This is a genomic window from Variovorax sp. Root434, from assembly GCF_001426595.1.
Lineage (GTDB): Bacteria > Pseudomonadota > Gammaproteobacteria > Burkholderiales > Burkholderiaceae_C > Variovorax.
Genome location: NZ_LMEK01000001.1, coordinates 471,604 through 486,455, shown reverse-complemented (window position 1 = coordinate 486,455; position 14,852 = coordinate 471,604). Strand labels below are relative to the sequence as shown.

The window sequence follows — 14,852 nt, the reverse complement described above, 5'->3', positions numbered from 1 at the left end:
TCTCTTCGTCAGGCCAGTGCGTGCTGCGCCAGTGCAGCCTGCAGCTTGTGGCCGTGTTCGTCGGCCAGCGCCGCGTCGCGCAGTTCGCGCAGCGTGGCCGGTGCCAGTCCCGCGCCGGCGCGCTCGACGGCACGCATCACAGTGTCGTAGTTGCGAACGCCGCGCTCGTGCGTGTCGCTGTAGCCTTTCACGAGCCGCTGGCACTGCGCGAGTTCGACGGCGAGCTCCGGGTTGCGCTGCGCAGTCGCGGCGATGCGCTGCAGCCATTCCTCGATGCGGCGGTTCTCTTCGGCATAGCGCAGTGTCGACAGGCGCCAGCGCTTCATGGCTGCCACCGTGCGCAACATCAGGTAGCCGCGCAGCGAGCTGGTCCGGATCACGCGACCGTGCTGCGTGAAGCGCTCGACGAGCTTCTTCGGCAGCGTCGAATCCATGAGCCAGCGGCCGATGCCACTCGGCAGCGTCTCGCAGATTTCCTGCAGGCGCGGGTGCATGTACTCGTTGATGGCCAGCACCTGGCCCGGCTGCACGCGCGCCTCGCCGCGCACGCGCTCGAAGCGGGCGGCGCGGGTCTTCAGGGCAGCGACGCGGGCGGTGTCTTCGTAGGACATCCAGAGCGCAAGGTGGCGCGCGGTTTCGCGCAGCAGCCGGTGGTCGCCGACCGGCAAGGCCGCCATGCGGTCGAGGTACAGGCCAGCGTAGGCCGGATCCTGGTAGTCGATGAGGCGGCGCACGCCTTCGAGCAGGAAGTCTTGCGCGGCAGCCGGAAAGTCGCGCTGCACGCGCTCGACCAGCGCACGCACGGCCGGGTGGCGGGGTTGCGGTGCCGGCGCGGCGAGTGGGGCCTCTTTCACCGGCTCGCCGTCGTCGCCGCCCTGCGCGCGGGTGAATGCGGCACCGAAGGCCTTGAGGCTGGGCTTCACACCCACGCCGCCGCGTTCGATCGTCGCCTCGAACTGCGCGCGGCCGAAAGGCAGCACGCCCGATCCTGCCAATGCACCAAAGAGCACAGCGCTGATCACACTGCCCGAGGCTTCGGCAGCCTGCGCCATGTCGAAGCGGATGAAGCGCTTGGCAGCCCGTGCCGTGTGCGCGAGCAGCTGGTCGCTGTCGACGCGGCCGTCACCCAGCGCACTCTTCTCCGCGATCGAGAACACGCGGTGCGTGGAGGCGATCAGCGTGGTGCGGTCGTTCGTGACCAGCCCTCGCTGAACCGCGCGTCCGGCCTCCATAAGTTCCGACGCCAGCACCACGTCGACATCGCCCGGCAATGGCATCAGCGCCAGCACAGGCTTGCCACCATCGGCGTCTGCCTGGGATGTCGGATAAAGCTCGACGTAGTAGATGGTTGCGCCCGTGCGCTGCGCCACGCCTGGCACCGACGTGGTCTGCGCCACGTAGCCATTGGCCTCGCCCATGTCGACGATCCAGTCGGCCAGAACGCCGCCGCCCTCCCCGCCCATGGCTAGGATCGCGATCTTGATCGGTTGTGCGCTGTTCGTCATCGCTTCAGAACGCATAGGCTTCACGACGGCGTGCTTCGCCGCGCTGCAGCCAACCGATGACGGCAGCGCGCACCCGCTCGCGCAGCAGGTCCCAGCGGCTCGGATTGCTCACGATCTGCGCCTTGTAGAACGAAGGGCACAGCACGGCGGCATGCGAAACCTCGCCGCACACGCCGCAGCCCACGCAGCTGTCGAGCACGGTCGCGACCGGGTCGGTGCGCAGCGGATCGGGGTTGGGCTTGATCGACAGCGACGGGCAGCCCGACAAGCGGATGCACGAGTGGTCGCCGGTGCAGGTATCGGCGTCGACGCCGAACTTCTCGCGCACCATGCGCTTGCCGTCGGCGATGGCCTTGCGCACCAGCGGCTTCTCGCGGCGCTGCTTGTTGAGCATGCATTCCGACTGGGCGATCAGCACCTTCGGGCCTCGGGTCTTGGTGGTGAGCGCTTCTTTCAGCGCATCGCGCATGCCGGCGACGTCGTAGGTTCGGCGCAGCGTCTTGACCCACTCGACGCCCACACCGCGCACGGCGCGCTCGATCTCGTGGCCGGTGCTGCGCGTCTTGTTGACGGCGTTCGACGAGAGGATGTCCTGCCCGCCCGTGGCCGAGGTGTAGTTGTTGTCGACGACGATGGTGAGGTTGTCGCTCTTGTTGAAGACCGCGTTGGCCACGCCGCTGGTCAGGCCGTTGTGCCAGAAGCCGCCGTCGCCCATCATCGAGATCGCGCGCTTGCCGGCCGGCGCGTTGAGCGCGGACGCACCTGCGCCGCCGAGGCCGTAGCCCATGGTGGTGTTGCCGATGTTGAACGGCGGCAGGATGGAGAACAGGTGGCAGCCGATGTCGGCGCTCACGTGGTGCGGGCCCAGTTCGCGCTCGACCAGCTTCATGGCGCTGAAGATCGGGCGCTCGGGGCAGCCGGTGCAGAAGCCCGGTGGGCGGGCGTGGACCACTTCGCCCAGCGCTGTGGACGGCAATGCGGGCTCGGGTGCGGCATCGACGCCGATCGCTGCGACCTCCACCAGAGGGATCACCTTGCGCACGGGGGCGGGCACCGGCAGCGGCGCGAGCCGGTCGTAGCGCTCGCAAAAGCTGCGCGCGCCCTTCAGCAGTTCGGCGGCGGTGTATTCGCCGGCCACCGGCAGCATGTCCTTGCCATGCAGCGCCGTGGTCGAACCGGCCTGCCGCAGGATGGTCGCAAGATTCTGTTCGACGAAGTTGGGCTGGCCTTCTTCCACCACCATCACCGCGCGCTTGCCTTCGCAGAAGCGGATCACCTCGCTCTCGATGACGGGGTAGGCCACGTTCATCACGTAGAGCGGCACCTGCGTGTTGCCATACACGTCGGCCAGGCCCAGGCGCTCGAGCGCGCGCAGCAGCGTGTTGTAGCAGCCGCCCTGCACGATGATGCCGATGTCGTCGGCGTCTTCGGAGAAGAACTCGTTGAGCTTGCGCTCCTCGATGAAGCGCACGGCGGCGGGCCACCGGTCCTTCACCTTTTCCTGCTCGTGCACGAAGCTCGCGGGCGGCAGCACGATGCGGCCGACGTCGCGCTGCGGGTTCTCGAGCGCGTCCTTCAGCGTGAACTTCGCGCGCTTGTTGTCGCCGGCGATGAAGTGGCCGTGCACATGGCAAGCGCGGATGCGCAGCTGCAGCATCACGGGCGTGTGGCTGGCCTCCGACAGATCGAAGCCCTGCTTCACCGCATCGACGATGCTCGGCAGGTTGGGCCTCGGGTCGAGCAGCCAGATCTGCGACTTCATCGCGAACGCATGGCTGCGCTCCTGCATGATCGACGAGCCTTCGCCGTAGTCCTCGCCCACGATGATGAGCGCGCCACCGGTGACGCCGCCCGAAGCCAGGTTGGCCAGCGCATCGGACGCCACGTTGGTGCCCACGGTGGCCTTGAAGGTGACAGCGCCGCGCAAAGGGTAGTTGACCGACGCCGCGAGCGTGGCGGCAGCAGTGGCTTCGCTTGCGCTGTTCTCGAAGCGGATACCCTGCTCGGCCAGGATGTCCTGCGCATCGGCCAGCACATCCATCAGGTGCGAGATGGGCGCGCCCTGGTAGCCCGCCACATAGGAAACTCCGGATTCGAGCAAGGCCTTGGTGACCGCCAGAATGCCCTCCCCACGAAAGACATCTCCGCCAGAAAGCCTCAGCTTCTTGACTTCTTCGACGAACGAACGCTCAGCCATTGGGGGTCCTTCTTCCTTCGCGTGGGAGGATGCGCTTCAGGTGCCACATCACGCTTCCTATAATGTTGACAAATGAATGTATCCACAATCATGAATTACCCTAGACATGCAAGCTGCGTGCCCGCGGCGACTGTGAGGTGCCTTCATGGCTGAACCAGATCCATCCACCGAATCGCATCGCTTCGTCGACGACTACCTGCCGGCGCTGCTGGCACAGGCCAGCCAGTTGATCTCTTCGGAGTTCCACGAGGTTGCGCGACAGCAGGGGTTCTCCGTGTCGGAATGGCGCGTGATGGCATCGCTTGCGGGCAGCGAGCCGATCAGCATCGGCCAGCTCGCCCAGGTGACTGTCACCAAGCAGCCGACGGTGACGCGGCTGCTCGACCGCATGGAAGCGCGCGGACAGGTCGAACGCCTGCCCCACGAAAGTGATCGCCGCATCACGCTGGTGCGCATCACGCGCAAGGGGCTGAAGGCGGTGGAGCACCTGATGGAACTCGCGCGCGACCACGAGCGGCGCGTGCTCGAACCCTTCGGGCTGCGGCGCGCCGAAGAGCTCAAGCAGACGCTGCGGCAGATGATCGACCTGCATGTGCATGTGCCGGTCGAGGGCCCGGAAGAAGACTGAGTCTTCGCGCCTCGCCAGTCAAAGGCGGGGCACGAGAACAGCCCGCCCGCGGTGGCCGCGTTGTGCAATCCAGTCGAGCGCGCCGGCCGCATCGTCGAATGCGAAGGGCCGAACGTCCAGATGCAGGCGACCGTCGGCCAGCCTTGCAAGCAACTCGGGGGCAGCGGCGCGGCCGGCCGATTCACGCCGGAACATGTTGAGCGGCAGAAGCGCGACATCGCGTTGCAGGAAATGTGCAATGTCCAGCTGCAGCGTCGGGCCGGCGGTGTAGCCGATCAGCACCGCGCGCCCACCGGGGCGCACCGCGGGCAGGACTTTCGCAAGGACGTCGCCGCCGACGGTGTCGATGAGCAGGTCGGCGCTGGCCGCGGGCGGTGCTTCGGCATTCGCATCGACGGCCGTCGCTGCGCCGCCCAGGCTGCCTGCCAGCTGCATCACGAGCGAGCCGACGGCACCGCTCGCGCCGGTCACCAGCACCTGTTCACCGGGCCGCAGCTTCGCGACGTCGTGCAGCGCCACCCAGGCCGAGGTGCATGGGGAAAAGAACGCGGCACCCAGCGTCATCGGAACGCCGTCAGGCAAGAGTCCCAACGCTTCGTCGGGCGCATCGACAAGTTCGCACCAGGTGCCATCGAAGAGCGTGCCCAGTCCGCCGCCGCGCAGCCACACGCGCTGGCCGACGTCGTAACGTTCGCTCGCGATGACGGTGCCCGCAGCCTCCACGCCGGGCGTGTAAGGCAACGGCGGATGCCGCAGGAAGCTGCCGCGCCACACGGTGCGGTCGATGTGGCCGACCGTCGCGGCTTCCATGCGCACGATGGTGCGGCCCGGCCTTGCGACGGGGTCGGCCACCTCTTCCAGCACGGGGACTGCGTCGAAGCCGTGGATGCGCACGGCCTTCATGGCAGCGTCGCCAGAAAGTCGAGTACCGTGCGCGCGAAGGCATCGGGCATCTGATCGGGCAGCGGCACCATACCGCCTTCGATGTCGACGATGCGCGCGTGCGGCAAGTGATGCCGCAGCTCCGCCGCATGCGGCGCCGCGAACGGATCGTCGGTGGCACGCACGATCAGCGTGGGCTGCGCGACAAGGCCGATGCGTTCTTCCATGCGGTACGACGCGACAGCGCGATGGCCCTCTTCGACGCGTTCGACCTTCAACGCATCGCGCACGAAGGCTTCGAGCAGTTCGGGCCGCCCCGGTGGATAGAAGCTCTGGCGCTTCTGCCATAGCGCTGCGAGATGGGAGCCATCTTCGCTTGGCGTGACTTCATCAATGGGCGGGCGCTGCGCACGCGCGCGGCGAAAAGCTTCGTCGGTGCAAGGCGTCGAAGACAGCACCAGGCTGCGCACGCGATCGGGAAACGCGGCTGCAAGCTCCACTGCCACGACGCCGCCGGTGTGGTGACCCACCACGTCGGCCTGCGCGATGTTCAACACGTCCAGCAGTTCGCACGCCACGCGCGCCCATTGCCCGATGCTCGCGGGCACGCCGCCGTCCGCGGAGTCGCCGAAGCCGGCGGTGTCCATCGCGATGGCCCGGCGCTGCGCGCCGATCAGCGGCAGCACGGCGCGGTACTCGGCCCAGCTGCGCGGCGACTGGTGCAGCAACAGCACCACCGGCGCGCTGCGGTCGCCGCATTCCGCATAGTGCACCTGCCCCACCGACAGGTCGGCAAAGGCGCGGCGGATGCTCATGGCAAGGTCTCGTCGGCCGGCGCGCGCCACAGGCCCGCGTGCCGCAGTTCGCCGAGCGTGCGCGAGAGCACGTCGCGCCGGTAGGCTGCGACGTCGCGGCCTTCATAGTCGTAGAAGCCGCTGCCGCTCTTGAGGCCGAGCCGCCCCTGCTCGACCATGCGCCCGACGATGGCGGGCGCGGTGTAGCGGCCTGCGTCGAGCGAGGCCGACATCTCGCGGCTCGCGTGATGCAGGATGTCGCAGCCGCCGAAGTCGATGAACTCGACCACGCCGAGCGCCGCGAAGCGCAGGCCGAGGCCGTAGCGCGTGGCCTTGTCGATCTCCTCGGCGGTGGCGGCGCCCTCCTCGATCATTCGCGCGGCTTCGTTCATCACCAGCGCCTGCAGGCGCGGCACGATGTAGCCGGGCGAGGCGCCGCAGACCACGGGCAGCTTGCCGATCTCTTCCATCAGCGCCTTGGTGCGCGCGAGCACGGCGGCGTCGGTGCCTGGATGACAGCTGAGTTCCACCACCGGGATCACATAGGCCGGGTTGAGCCAGTGCATGTTGAGGAAGCGCTCTGGCAGCCGCACGAGCGCTGCCAGCTGCGTCACGAGGATGCTGCTGGTGGTCGAGGTGAGGATGGCGTCGTCGCGGCAATGGCGGTTGAGATGCTCGAAAGCCTCGCGCTTGGCCTCCATGGTTTCGGGCACGCCTTCGAACACGAGTTCGGCGGCGGCAAGCGCCTGCGGCGCGGCGGCGGCGTTGACGAAATCGACGCGCGCGGCGATGCGTTCGATCTGCGAGGCATCGATCACGCCAAGCTGCGCGAGACCCGAAAGGCTGGCTTCGATCTCCGCCCTGGCCTCGTCGCGCAGGCGCTGCCACGCGTCGTCGCTGCGCGGGCGCAGGTCGATCAGCGAGATGCGCCGGCCGGCATAGGCGAACGCGATAGCGATGCCGCGTCCCATGCGGCCCGCGCCGACGGCCGCGAAGCGCGGGAGCACGGCCTCATTCGCCATCGTGCAGCCTCTGCTTGAGTTGGGCGGCACTCAGGCCGGCAAGGCCGAGGCTTTCGAAAGTGCGAGGCCCGCGGCGCAGGTCGCGGCCGAGAAAGCCGCCGACGATGGCCAGCAGGCCATGTGCGATGGGCGCGTCCACGCCCGCATGGCGCGCGGCCGAGGCCAGGAAGGCAAGGCCGAGTTCGGTGTCCTCGGTGATGTAGCGGTGCGTGTGCAGGTCGATGTTCTCGCGCCAGTCGCCCGACTTCACGAGCTGCTTGTGCGCGTCGCCGTACATCCACTGGTCGTTGTTGTAGTGGTCGGCCAGCGGATAGTGCGGCGCGCCCTGCCCGAAGGCTTCGCGCACGGCGATGCGCTCCCGGTCGAGCCGGTCGGTCACATCGCGCACGGCACGCTGCGTGCCTTCGTTGTGGATGTCCCAGCGCTCGAAGTGCTGCAGCGGCGCGGCGTTCATCACCATCAGCGGCGGATGGATGACGGGGCCGGCATTCATCAACGCACCCGAGAGCGCGTCGCCGCAGCCATGCACGGCCGGGTAGGCCTTGCGGATCACCTCGATCGCGTCGGCTTCCTTGCGCGCCGGATAGACGCCGGTCGGCAAGCGGATGGCGCGGATGGTGACGTTCACCTCGCGTTCGCCATGCTTGCGCGCGAGGTACGGCAAGGTGCCGGTCTCGGCCCAGGCGACGTCGGCGCGGCTGCCGGCCTCTTTCACCGTCCTCGCCATCACGTAACTGCCGAAGGTGCCCGGCGGCAGGAACACGACCTGGCCATCGACCAGATGCGGCGCCATCGCGAGCGCGATGTCGTGCTGTGCGATGGCGGGCGTGGGAATGACGATCAGCTCGGCGCCCTTCAGGGCGGCGCCGATGTCGGCGGTGGCCAGCGCAATGGGCACCTCGCGGGCACCTGCGGCGTCTTTCAGAGTGATCGCGCCGGCGCGGACGACGGGCTCCAGCGCTGCGGCATCGCGGCGCCACAGGCGCACCTCGTGGCCGGTTTCAGACAGGTCGGCGGCGGCCGCATAGGCGCCATGACCACCCCCAAGAATCGCAATTTTCATGTCGAAAGTCGAAAAGCAGGTGTCGATGAACCGGCGGCCGCAGGACGGACCCGGGGAAGCAATGCGCTATTACATTACTTTTCATCGATTCAGGTGTCAATCAAAATCGAACGACACCGTACTGCTCGGAAACCCGAAATGAAAAAGCCCGCGTTCGTGAGAAGCGCGGGCTTTCGAGGGGCGAGGCGGCTGTCAGGCCGCTCGGCAAGGATCAGCGGCTGGGCTTGAACGAGCGCTTTTGCGCGTCGCGGGGCACGAACACCTTGCCCTGGCCGCCATGGCCTGCACCATTGCCGCGGGGCGCGAAGCCTTCACGCGGAGCGAAACCTTCGCGGGGAGCGAAGTCGCGGCCACCGCCATTGCCGCCGCCGCGCGGGGCGCTGTCGCCCCAGCCCGGCTTGCGACCATAGCCGCCTTCGTCACGGCCGCCGCCGAAGCCGGCGTTGTGACCGCCGCCATGGCCGTGGCCCTGACCGCCGAAGCCACCGCCACGCGGTGCCGGGGGACGCGAGCCGCGGTCGTTGAAGCCGCTGGCGCCTGCGTAGTTGCTGTTGCCGCCGCCGAAGCCGCCGCCATTGCCACCGCGATGACCGCCGCCGCCGCCGAACTTGCGGTCACGCGAATGGTTGTCGCCGCGGCCGCCGCGGAACTCGCCTTGCGGCGGGCGCGATTGCGGCATGCGCTGCTGCGGTTCCATGCCCGGCACCACTTCCGCCTTGAACTGCTGGCGGCTGTAGTGCTCGATGTCCATGATCTTGCGGCGATCGCGGAACTCGGCGAACGTGACGGCGATGCCGTCGCGCCCGGCACGGCCGGTGCGGCCGATGCGGTGGGTGTAGTCCTCGGCCTTCATCGGCAGGCCGAAGTTGAAGACGTGGGTGATAGTCGGCACGTCGATGCCGCGGGCGGCAACGTCGGTGGCCACCAGGATCTGGACCTGGCCCTGGCGCAGCGCCATCAGGCGGCGGTTGCGCAGGCCCTGGCTCAGGGCGCCGTGCAGCGCCACGGCGCTGAAGCCGTCTTGCTGCAGGTCGTTGGCGAGGCCGTCGCACTCGACCTGCGTGCTCGCGAACACGATGGCCTGGTTGATGGTGGTGTCACGCAGCCAGTGGTCCAGCAGCTTGCGCTTGTGCTGGCTGTTGTCGGCCCAGAACAGCACTTGCTTGATGTTGGCGTGCTTTTCTTGCGGGCTGTCGATGGTCACGCGCTGCGGCTCGCGCATCACGCGCTGGGCCAGCTGCTGGATGCGCGGCGCGAAGGTTGCGCTGAACATCATCGTCTGCTGGCGCTCGATGGTGAGCTGGTTGACTTCGGCCAAGTCATCGGCAAAGCCGAGATCGAGCATGCGGTCGGCTTCGTCGACCACCAGGAACTTGACCTGGTCGAGCTTGATCTGCGACGAGCGCTGCAGGTCGAGCAGGCGGCCCGGCGTGGCGACGACGAGGTCGGCGTTCTGGAGGCGGGCGATCTGGAGCTGGTAGGGCATGCCACCCACCACGTTCGCGATGCGCAGGCCGCGGCAGTGGCGAACCAGTTCGATGGCGTCGTGCGCGACTTGCTGCGCGAGTTCGCGCGTCGGGCACAGGATCAGCGCGCCGGGGGTGGCGGGCTTGAAATGACGGGCGTTGGTCGGGTCCTTGCGCTTCGGCTTCTTCGGCACGGCTTCGCCGCGGGCAGCGGCTTCGGCGGCGAGGCGCTGGAATTCGGCCTTGGCTTCGGCTTCAGCTTCGGCCTGGCGCTTCAGCAGCGTGTGCAGCACGGGCAGCAGGAAGGCGGCGGTCTTGCCCGAACCGGTCTGGCTCGAAACCATCAGGTCGACGAAACGAGCGGTCTGGGCAGCACCCTCTTGCTCGCCCATGGCGATCGGGATGACCTTTTCCTGGACGGTCGTGGGCTGGGTGAAACCCAGGTCGGCCACGGCGGCGATCAGCTCGGGCGCGAGGCCCAGCTTGATGAAGCCGTTGGGTTGGGCAGGCTCTTCGGCCGCGGCCACTTCGGGAGCGGCTGCATCCAGCGCTTCGAGGATGTGCGATTCGGACACGGTGTCCGAAACAGCGGTGAATTCGTTATGGGTAGCGGATTGCACAGGCGCGAACTCGCCCTGCGCTTCAAAAGCGTCGGTCATGAATATCAATCTCAAACGCGAGCGCTGCCGTAGGCGGCGCCCCGTTGGTGGTTAAAAACATCAACCATCCAACGACATTCAACTTCGGGCTGGTGCCCAAGGCTGCGGCCCTTTTTGATCAGCGAATGCGATCGGGCGCGGTGTGCAAGATAGGGAGATGCAAGAGACGCTGGCCGGGCTTGAAATACCCGCCCGATCAGCGAAGCCTGCAATTATGGCATGGACTCGGGTTTTTACCTAATTTCCGGGTTTCTCAATCCGTGAGGCGCAGGAAGGTCTCGCGGTAGTGCGCCAGTTCCTCGATGGATTCATGCACGTCCGCCAGCGCGGTGTGCGCCTGCTGCTTCTTGAAACTGTTGTAGGCCGTGGGTTTCCAGCGCTTGGCCAGCTCTTTCAGCGTGCTGACGTCGAGATTGCGGTAGTGGAAATACGCCTCGAGCTTGGGCATGTACTTGACCAGGAAGCGGCGGTCCTGCCCGATGGTGTTGCCGCACATGGGCGAGCCGCTGCGCGGAATGTACTTGGCGATGAATTCCAGCAGTTGCTGCTCGGCGGCGGCTTCGTCGAGGGTCGAGGCCTTCACCTTGTCGATCAGGCCGCTGCGGCCATGAGTGCCCTTGTTCCAGGCATCCATGGCGTCGAGCACGGCGTCGCTCTGGTGGATGACGAGCACAGGGCCGTCGATGCGAGGCGTGAGGTCGGGGCCGGTGACGACCACGGCGATTTCGAGCAGGAACTCTTTTTCAGGGTCGAGGCCGCTCATTTCGCAGTCGAGCCAGACCAGGTTCTGGTCGCTTTTCTTCAGGGTGGGCACTGCGGCGGGAGGCGTCAGGTCAAGGGATTCGGGCATCGCAGGATTGTCGTCGAAGGCCCGCAGCGCCAGATACCGAGGGCTAAACTCACTGCTTCATGTCCTACTCGCTCATCTTCACCCTGGCCTTTGCGGCCGCGCTGGTTGCAGGCCTGATCGTGAAGTTCTGGCTCGCCTCGCGGCAGGTGCGCCATGTGGCGCTTCACCGCGGCGCCGTGCCGGCCGCCTTCGCGCAGACCATCACCCTCGCCGCCCACCAGAAGGCGGCCGACTACACCATCGCCAAGGCACGCTTCGGCCTGGTCGAGATGGCCTGGAGCGCGACGCTGCTGCTGGGCTGGACCCTGCTCGGCGGGCTCGACCTGCTCAACAAGCTGCTGCTGGCGTGGATCGGCGGCGGCATGGCGCAGCAGCTGGCGCTGCTGGCTGCCTTCGCAATCATCGGCGGGCTGCTCGAACTGCCCTTCACGCTCTGGCAGACCTTCAGGCTCGAAGAGCGCTTCGGCTTCAATAAGATGACCTGGAAGCTCTGGCTCGCCGACACGCTCAAGTCGACGCTGCTGGGCGCGGTGATCGGCCTGCCCATCGCGGCGCTGATCCTCTGGCTCATGGGCGCGGCCGGCCAGTTGTGGTGGCTCTGGGCCTGGGGCGCGTGGATGGGCTTCAACCTGCTGCTGATGCTGATCTACCCGACCTTCATCGCCCCCCTGTTCAACAAGTTCAAGCCGCTCGACGACCCCACGCTCAAGGAGCGCGTGACGGCACTGATGAAGCGCTGCGGCTTCGCGGCCAAGGGCCTTTTCGTGATGGACGGCAGCACGCGCAGCGCGCACGCCAATGCCTACTTCACGGGCTTCGGTGCCAGCAAGCGCGTGGTGTTCTACGACACGCTGCTGCGCCAGCTCAACGCGGGCGAGGTGGAAGCCGTGCTCGCGCACGAGCTCGGTCACTTCAAGCATCGCCATATCGTGAAGCGGCTGGTCGCGATGTTCGCCCTCAGCCTGGCCGGCTTTGCGCTGCTGGGCTGGGTGTCGACGCAGGTCTGGTTCTACACGGGCCTGGGCGTGCAGCCCAACATGACGGCGCCCAACAGCGCGCTGGCGCTGCTGCTGTTCATGGCCGCCGTGCCGGTGTTCGGCTTCTTCGTTGCCCCGCTGCCCGCACGGCTGTCGCGCAAGCACGAGTTCGAGGCCGATGCCTATGCGGTGGCGCAGACCAGCGGGGCCGACCTGTCGGCCGCACTGCTCAAGCTCTACCAGGACAACGCCTCGACGCTCACGCCCGACCCGGTGTTCGTCAAGTTCTACTATTCGCACCCGCCGGCTTCCGAGCGCCTTGCGCGCATGACATGACTCACCCCCAGCCTTCGCGCACTTCGTGTCGCTTCGCTAACCCCCTTTGCGGCCCGGCAAAGCCGGTTCCGCGGTGTTCCGCGATCTGCCCCAAACAGGAACAACCATGAATCAGAGCATGTTCAAGCCCAAAGACTGGAAGAACCTTCCTCCCCGCAAGTCGCTGAGCGCCACCGAGATCGTTTCGGGCCTCGCAAAGCTCGACGGCTGGAAGCTCACCGGCGACGGCGCCAATGTCTCCATCGAGAAGACCTTCACCTTCGCCAACTACTTCGAGACCATCGCCTTCGTGAACGCGCTGGCCTTCGTGGCGCACACGCAGGACCACCACCCCGACCTGTCGGTGCACTACAACCGCTGCGTGGTGCGCTTCAACACGCACGACGTGGGCGGCCTGTCGGTCACCGACTTCGACTGCGCTCGCCAGGCCGACGCGCTGGTCGCCAGCCCCGCCGCATGACGGACCACGCCCTTGGCTAAGCCCGGCCGCGCCGCGCCCACGGCAACCGCTGCGAAGGCACTCCACGAGGGCCTTGTCGTTGCCAGCCATGGACGCCACTGCCTGGTCGAAACACCCACGGGCGAACGATTGATCTGCCATCCGCGCGGCAAGAAGAGCCAGGCCGTGGTCGGCGACCGCGTGCATTGGCAGGCCAGCGAGGACGAAGGCACCATCGAGCAGGTACTGCCGCGGCGCAACCTGTTCTACCGGCAGGACGAGATCCGCACCAAGTCGTTCGCGGCCAACCTCGACCACGTGCTGATCCTGATCGCGGCCGAGCCGGAGTTTTCCGAACATCAACTGGCACGCGCGCTGATCGCGGCGCAGGCCGAGCGCATCACACCGATCATCGCGCTCAACAAGAGCGACCTGGTCGAGCCCTTCGAGCGCGCGTGGAACAAGCTGGCGCCCTACCGCCGCATGCACCACGGCGTGCTGCCGCTGTCGCTCAAGGCGTCGGGCGAGGCGGACTACGCATCGCTGATGAAGCTCCTGGCCGGCAAATCCACCCTCGTGCTCGGTCCGTCCGGATCGGGCAAGAGCACCTTGACCAACCTGCTGGTGCCGGGCGCCACGGTGTTGACGCAGGAGATTTCGCAGGCGCTGAACTCAGGCAAGCACACGACCACGAGCACCACCTGGTACTGGATCGACGAGGCCCGCACCACCGGCCTGATCGACTCGCCGGGCTTCCAGGAATTCGGCCTGAACCATATCGCGCCGATGCAGCTCGCAGGGCTCATGCCCGACATCGCCGAGCATGCGAACGACTGCAAGTTCTACAACTGCACGCACCTGCACGAACCGGGCTGCGGCGTGATCGCGAACGTGGAGACCGCGAGCAAACCGGGCGCCATCAGCGCGAGCCGCTACAGGATCTACGGCGAGCTGTTCGCCGAGCTGAGCCAGAAGCGGTACTGACCAACGGGGCTGCCTCAGCCGGCCCAGATCCGGTATGACTCCCAGGTCGGATCGAAGGCAAGGTCCAGCGTCGTTGGCAGGTCCATGTCGTCCTGCAACGATTGCGCATGCGAGATCGCCGTCTCGGGATCGGCCACCTGGAAGTGCACGGTGCGAACGCCCTCCTCCAGCACCACGTGCGTGCAGCAGCCCGCTTCGTGCGTCTGCAGCCGCGCTGTCAGCCGGTCTTCGTAGGTGCGCGCTTCTTCCAGCTCCTCGCCCGATTCGACCGGCGTGGCGACCGACAGGCGGTGGCACAGGTCGGCGCGCCCCACCAGTGCGGTGGCCGCGTCGTTGCGCATGACGATCACCTCGACCTCGCGGCCGTCTTCGGCCTCGCGCGTCGCGCTCACGCCCGACCACGCGTGCTCGCCCGGGGGAAACACACCGGTGTGGCCGAGTTCGTCGCGCCAGCAGGCGTCGAACAGTGGCACGAAATCGTCGAGTGGCACGCCATCGAAATCCGCCTGCGCATCGATCTCGACGTGGTCGACCGCCCCGACCTTCACCGCAAAGTCGTACTCGCCCAGGATGTGGTCGAGCATGATGAGGCTCATGTGGCGCGCGTGGTCCTGCATGTCCATCGGAATGGGCTTGGCGAAGCCGATCTCCAGCGCCACCCGGCCCCGGTAGGGCTCATGCTTCACGAGGACTTCGGAGCTCGCCAGTTCGAAATCGTTCATGCGCATGCCGAAACCGTCGCTCGAACGCTGGCGGAAAGCTTCCACCTCCACCTGCGGCAGCCTGGGGCTGCTTTGCACCAGCGCCATCAGGTCCTCGAAGTCGTCCACCGAACCGTGCGCCGTCAGCACGAGCTTGAACGCGGGCGGCTCGCCTGCCACCTCGGCCGACAACCGAGGAAAGAAGGGCTCCAGCAGTGCGTTGAGCCCCTCCATCAGTTCGCGGGCAGGCAGGGCGCGAAGGCTCTCGAGTTGATCGCTCACTGCCTGCCAGAAGCCTGCGCAAGCCGCGGTGCGCGGGTCGGTGTCGTGGGTCGGCATCGCCGGGGTT

At 67.2% G+C, this 14,852-nt stretch carries 13 protein-coding genes; 4 read left to right on the top strand and 9 right to left on the bottom strand.

Annotation, left to right across the window (positions count from 1 at the left end):
* Positions 1-8: 8 nt before the first annotated feature.
* Both ASD05_RS02260 and ASD05_RS02255 read right to left on the bottom strand, forming a co-directional pair.
* On the bottom strand, positions 9-1,505 hold the full coding sequence (locus ASD05_RS02260; protein WP_056587007.1) for an indolepyruvate oxidoreductase subunit beta family protein: 1,497 nt from the start codon (positions 1,503-1,505) through the stop codon (positions 9-11).
* Positions 1,506-1,509: 4 nt separating this feature from the next.
* Entirely contained in the window at positions 1,510-3,702 is a 2,193-nt protein-coding gene (locus tag ASD05_RS02255; protein ID WP_056587004.1) for an indolepyruvate ferredoxin oxidoreductase subunit alpha, read from the bottom strand.
* 145 nt (positions 3,703-3,847) lie between these two features.
* On the opposite strand from ASD05_RS02255, the gene ASD05_RS02250 reads away from it, so the two are divergent.
* Positions 3,848-4,330 (top strand): MarR family winged helix-turn-helix transcriptional regulator, encoded by a 483-nt coding sequence (locus ASD05_RS02250; protein WP_007831268.1) that lies wholly within the window; start codon positions 3,848-3,850, stop codon positions 4,328-4,330.
* Positions 4,331-4,348: 18 nt separating this feature from the next.
* On the opposite strand, the gene ASD05_RS02245 is transcribed toward ASD05_RS02250, so the two are convergent.
* The 6 genes from ASD05_RS02245 to orn form a co-directional block, all read right to left on the bottom strand.
* Positions 4,349-5,233 carry a quinone oxidoreductase family protein gene (locus ASD05_RS02245; protein WP_056587003.1) on the bottom strand — a complete coding sequence of 295 codons (885 nt, stop codon included), beginning with the start codon at positions 5,231-5,233 and terminating at the stop codon, positions 4,349-4,351.
* Positions 5,230-6,027 (bottom strand): alpha/beta fold hydrolase, encoded by a 798-nt coding sequence (locus tag ASD05_RS02240; RefSeq protein WP_056587001.1) that lies wholly within the window; start codon positions 6,025-6,027, stop codon positions 5,230-5,232. The genes ASD05_RS02245 and ASD05_RS02240 overlap by 4 nt, the downstream gene beginning before the upstream one ends.
* Positions 6,024-7,028 carry a 3-hydroxybutyryl-CoA dehydrogenase gene (locus tag ASD05_RS02235; protein ID WP_056586998.1) on the bottom strand — a complete coding sequence of 335 codons (1,005 nt, stop codon included), beginning with the start codon at positions 7,026-7,028 and terminating at the stop codon, positions 6,024-6,026. The genes ASD05_RS02240 and ASD05_RS02235 overlap by 4 nt, the downstream gene beginning before the upstream one ends.
* The gene (locus ASD05_RS02230) at positions 7,018-8,091 is read right to left on the bottom strand and encodes an NAD/NADP-dependent octopine/nopaline dehydrogenase family protein (protein ID WP_056586994.1); all 1,074 of its coding nucleotides are present in this window, start codon (positions 8,089-8,091) and stop codon (positions 7,018-7,020) included. Before ASD05_RS02230 ends, ASD05_RS02235 begins: the two co-directional genes overlap by 11 nt.
* Before the next feature lie 211 nt (positions 8,092-8,302).
* On the bottom strand, positions 8,303-10,216 hold the full coding sequence (locus tag ASD05_RS02225; RefSeq protein ID WP_056586992.1) for a DEAD/DEAH box helicase: 1,914 nt from the start codon (positions 10,214-10,216) through the stop codon (positions 8,303-8,305).
* Between the two features lie 253 nt (positions 10,217-10,469).
* On the bottom strand, positions 10,470-11,066 hold the full coding sequence (orn, locus tag ASD05_RS02220; protein ID WP_056586989.1) for an oligoribonuclease: 597 nt from the start codon (positions 11,064-11,066) through the stop codon (positions 10,470-10,472).
* A gap of 59 nt (positions 11,067-11,125) precedes the next feature.
* Here orn and ASD05_RS02215 point away from each other — a divergent pair, with 59 nt between their 5' ends.
* The 3 genes from ASD05_RS02215 (at position 11,126) to rsgA (ending at position 13,802) form a co-directional block, all read left to right on the top strand.
* Positions 11,126-12,379 (top strand): M48 family metallopeptidase, encoded by a 1,254-nt coding sequence (locus ASD05_RS02215; protein WP_056586986.1) that lies wholly within the window; start codon positions 11,126-11,128, stop codon positions 12,377-12,379.
* A 106-nt stretch (positions 12,380-12,485) separates the two neighbouring features.
* A complete protein-coding gene (locus ASD05_RS02210; RefSeq protein ID WP_056586983.1) occupies positions 12,486-12,839 on the top strand; it encodes a 4a-hydroxytetrahydrobiopterin dehydratase in 354 nt (117 codons plus the stop codon).
* A gap of 12 nt (positions 12,840-12,851) precedes the next feature.
* Positions 12,852-13,802: a ribosome small subunit-dependent GTPase A gene (gene rsgA, locus ASD05_RS02205; RefSeq protein ID WP_056586980.1), complete on the top strand. Its 951-nt coding sequence runs from the start codon at positions 12,852-12,854 to the stop codon at positions 13,800-13,802.
* A gap of 14 nt (positions 13,803-13,816) precedes the next feature.
* Here the strand turns inward: rsgA and ASD05_RS02200 are convergent, their stop codons facing one another.
* Positions 13,817-14,842 (bottom strand): hypothetical protein, encoded by a 1,026-nt coding sequence (locus tag ASD05_RS02200; RefSeq protein WP_056586977.1) that lies wholly within the window; start codon positions 14,840-14,842, stop codon positions 13,817-13,819.
* Positions 14,843-14,852: the final 10 nt, after the last annotated feature.

Bases quoted from the DNA above. Each gene is read 5' to 3' on its own strand.
- ASD05_RS02255 (WP_056587004.1), bottom strand. From the start codon at position 3,702: ATGGCTGAGCGTTCGTTCGTCGAAGAAGTCAAGAAGCTGAGGCTTTCT.
- ASD05_RS02230 (WP_056586994.1), bottom strand. From the start codon at position 8,091: ATGAAAATTGCGATTCTTGGGGGTGGTCATGGCGCCTATGCGGCCGCC.
- ASD05_RS02225 (WP_056586992.1), bottom strand. From the start codon at position 10,216: ATGACCGACGCTTTTGAAGCGCAGGGCGAGTTCGCGCCTGTGCAATCC.
- ASD05_RS02235 (WP_056586998.1), bottom strand. From the start codon at position 7,028: ATGGCGAATGAGGCCGTGCTCCCGCGCTTCGCGGCCGTCGGCGCGGGC.
- ASD05_RS02260 (WP_056587007.1), bottom strand. From the start codon at position 1,505: ATGACGAACAGCGCACAACCGATCAAGATCGCGATCCTAGCCATGGGC.
- ASD05_RS02215 (WP_056586986.1), top strand. From the start codon at position 11,126: ATGTCCTACTCGCTCATCTTCACCCTGGCCTTTGCGGCCGCGCTGGTT.
- orn (WP_056586989.1), bottom strand. From the start codon at position 11,066: ATGCCCGAATCCCTTGACCTGACGCCTCCCGCCGCAGTGCCCACCCTG.
- ASD05_RS02200 (WP_056586977.1), bottom strand. From the start codon at position 14,842: ATGCCGACCCACGACACCGACCCGCGCACCGCGGCTTGCGCAGGCTTC.
- ASD05_RS02240 (WP_056587001.1), bottom strand. From the start codon at position 6,027: ATGAGCATCCGCCGCGCCTTTGCCGACCTGTCGGTGGGGCAGGTGCAC.
- ASD05_RS02245 (WP_056587003.1), bottom strand. From the start codon at position 5,233: ATGAAGGCCGTGCGCATCCACGGCTTCGACGCAGTCCCCGTGCTGGAA.
- ASD05_RS02210 (WP_056586983.1), top strand. From the start codon at position 12,486: ATGAATCAGAGCATGTTCAAGCCCAAAGACTGGAAGAACCTTCCTCCC.
- ASD05_RS02250 (WP_007831268.1), top strand. From the start codon at position 3,848: ATGGCTGAACCAGATCCATCCACCGAATCGCATCGCTTCGTCGACGAC.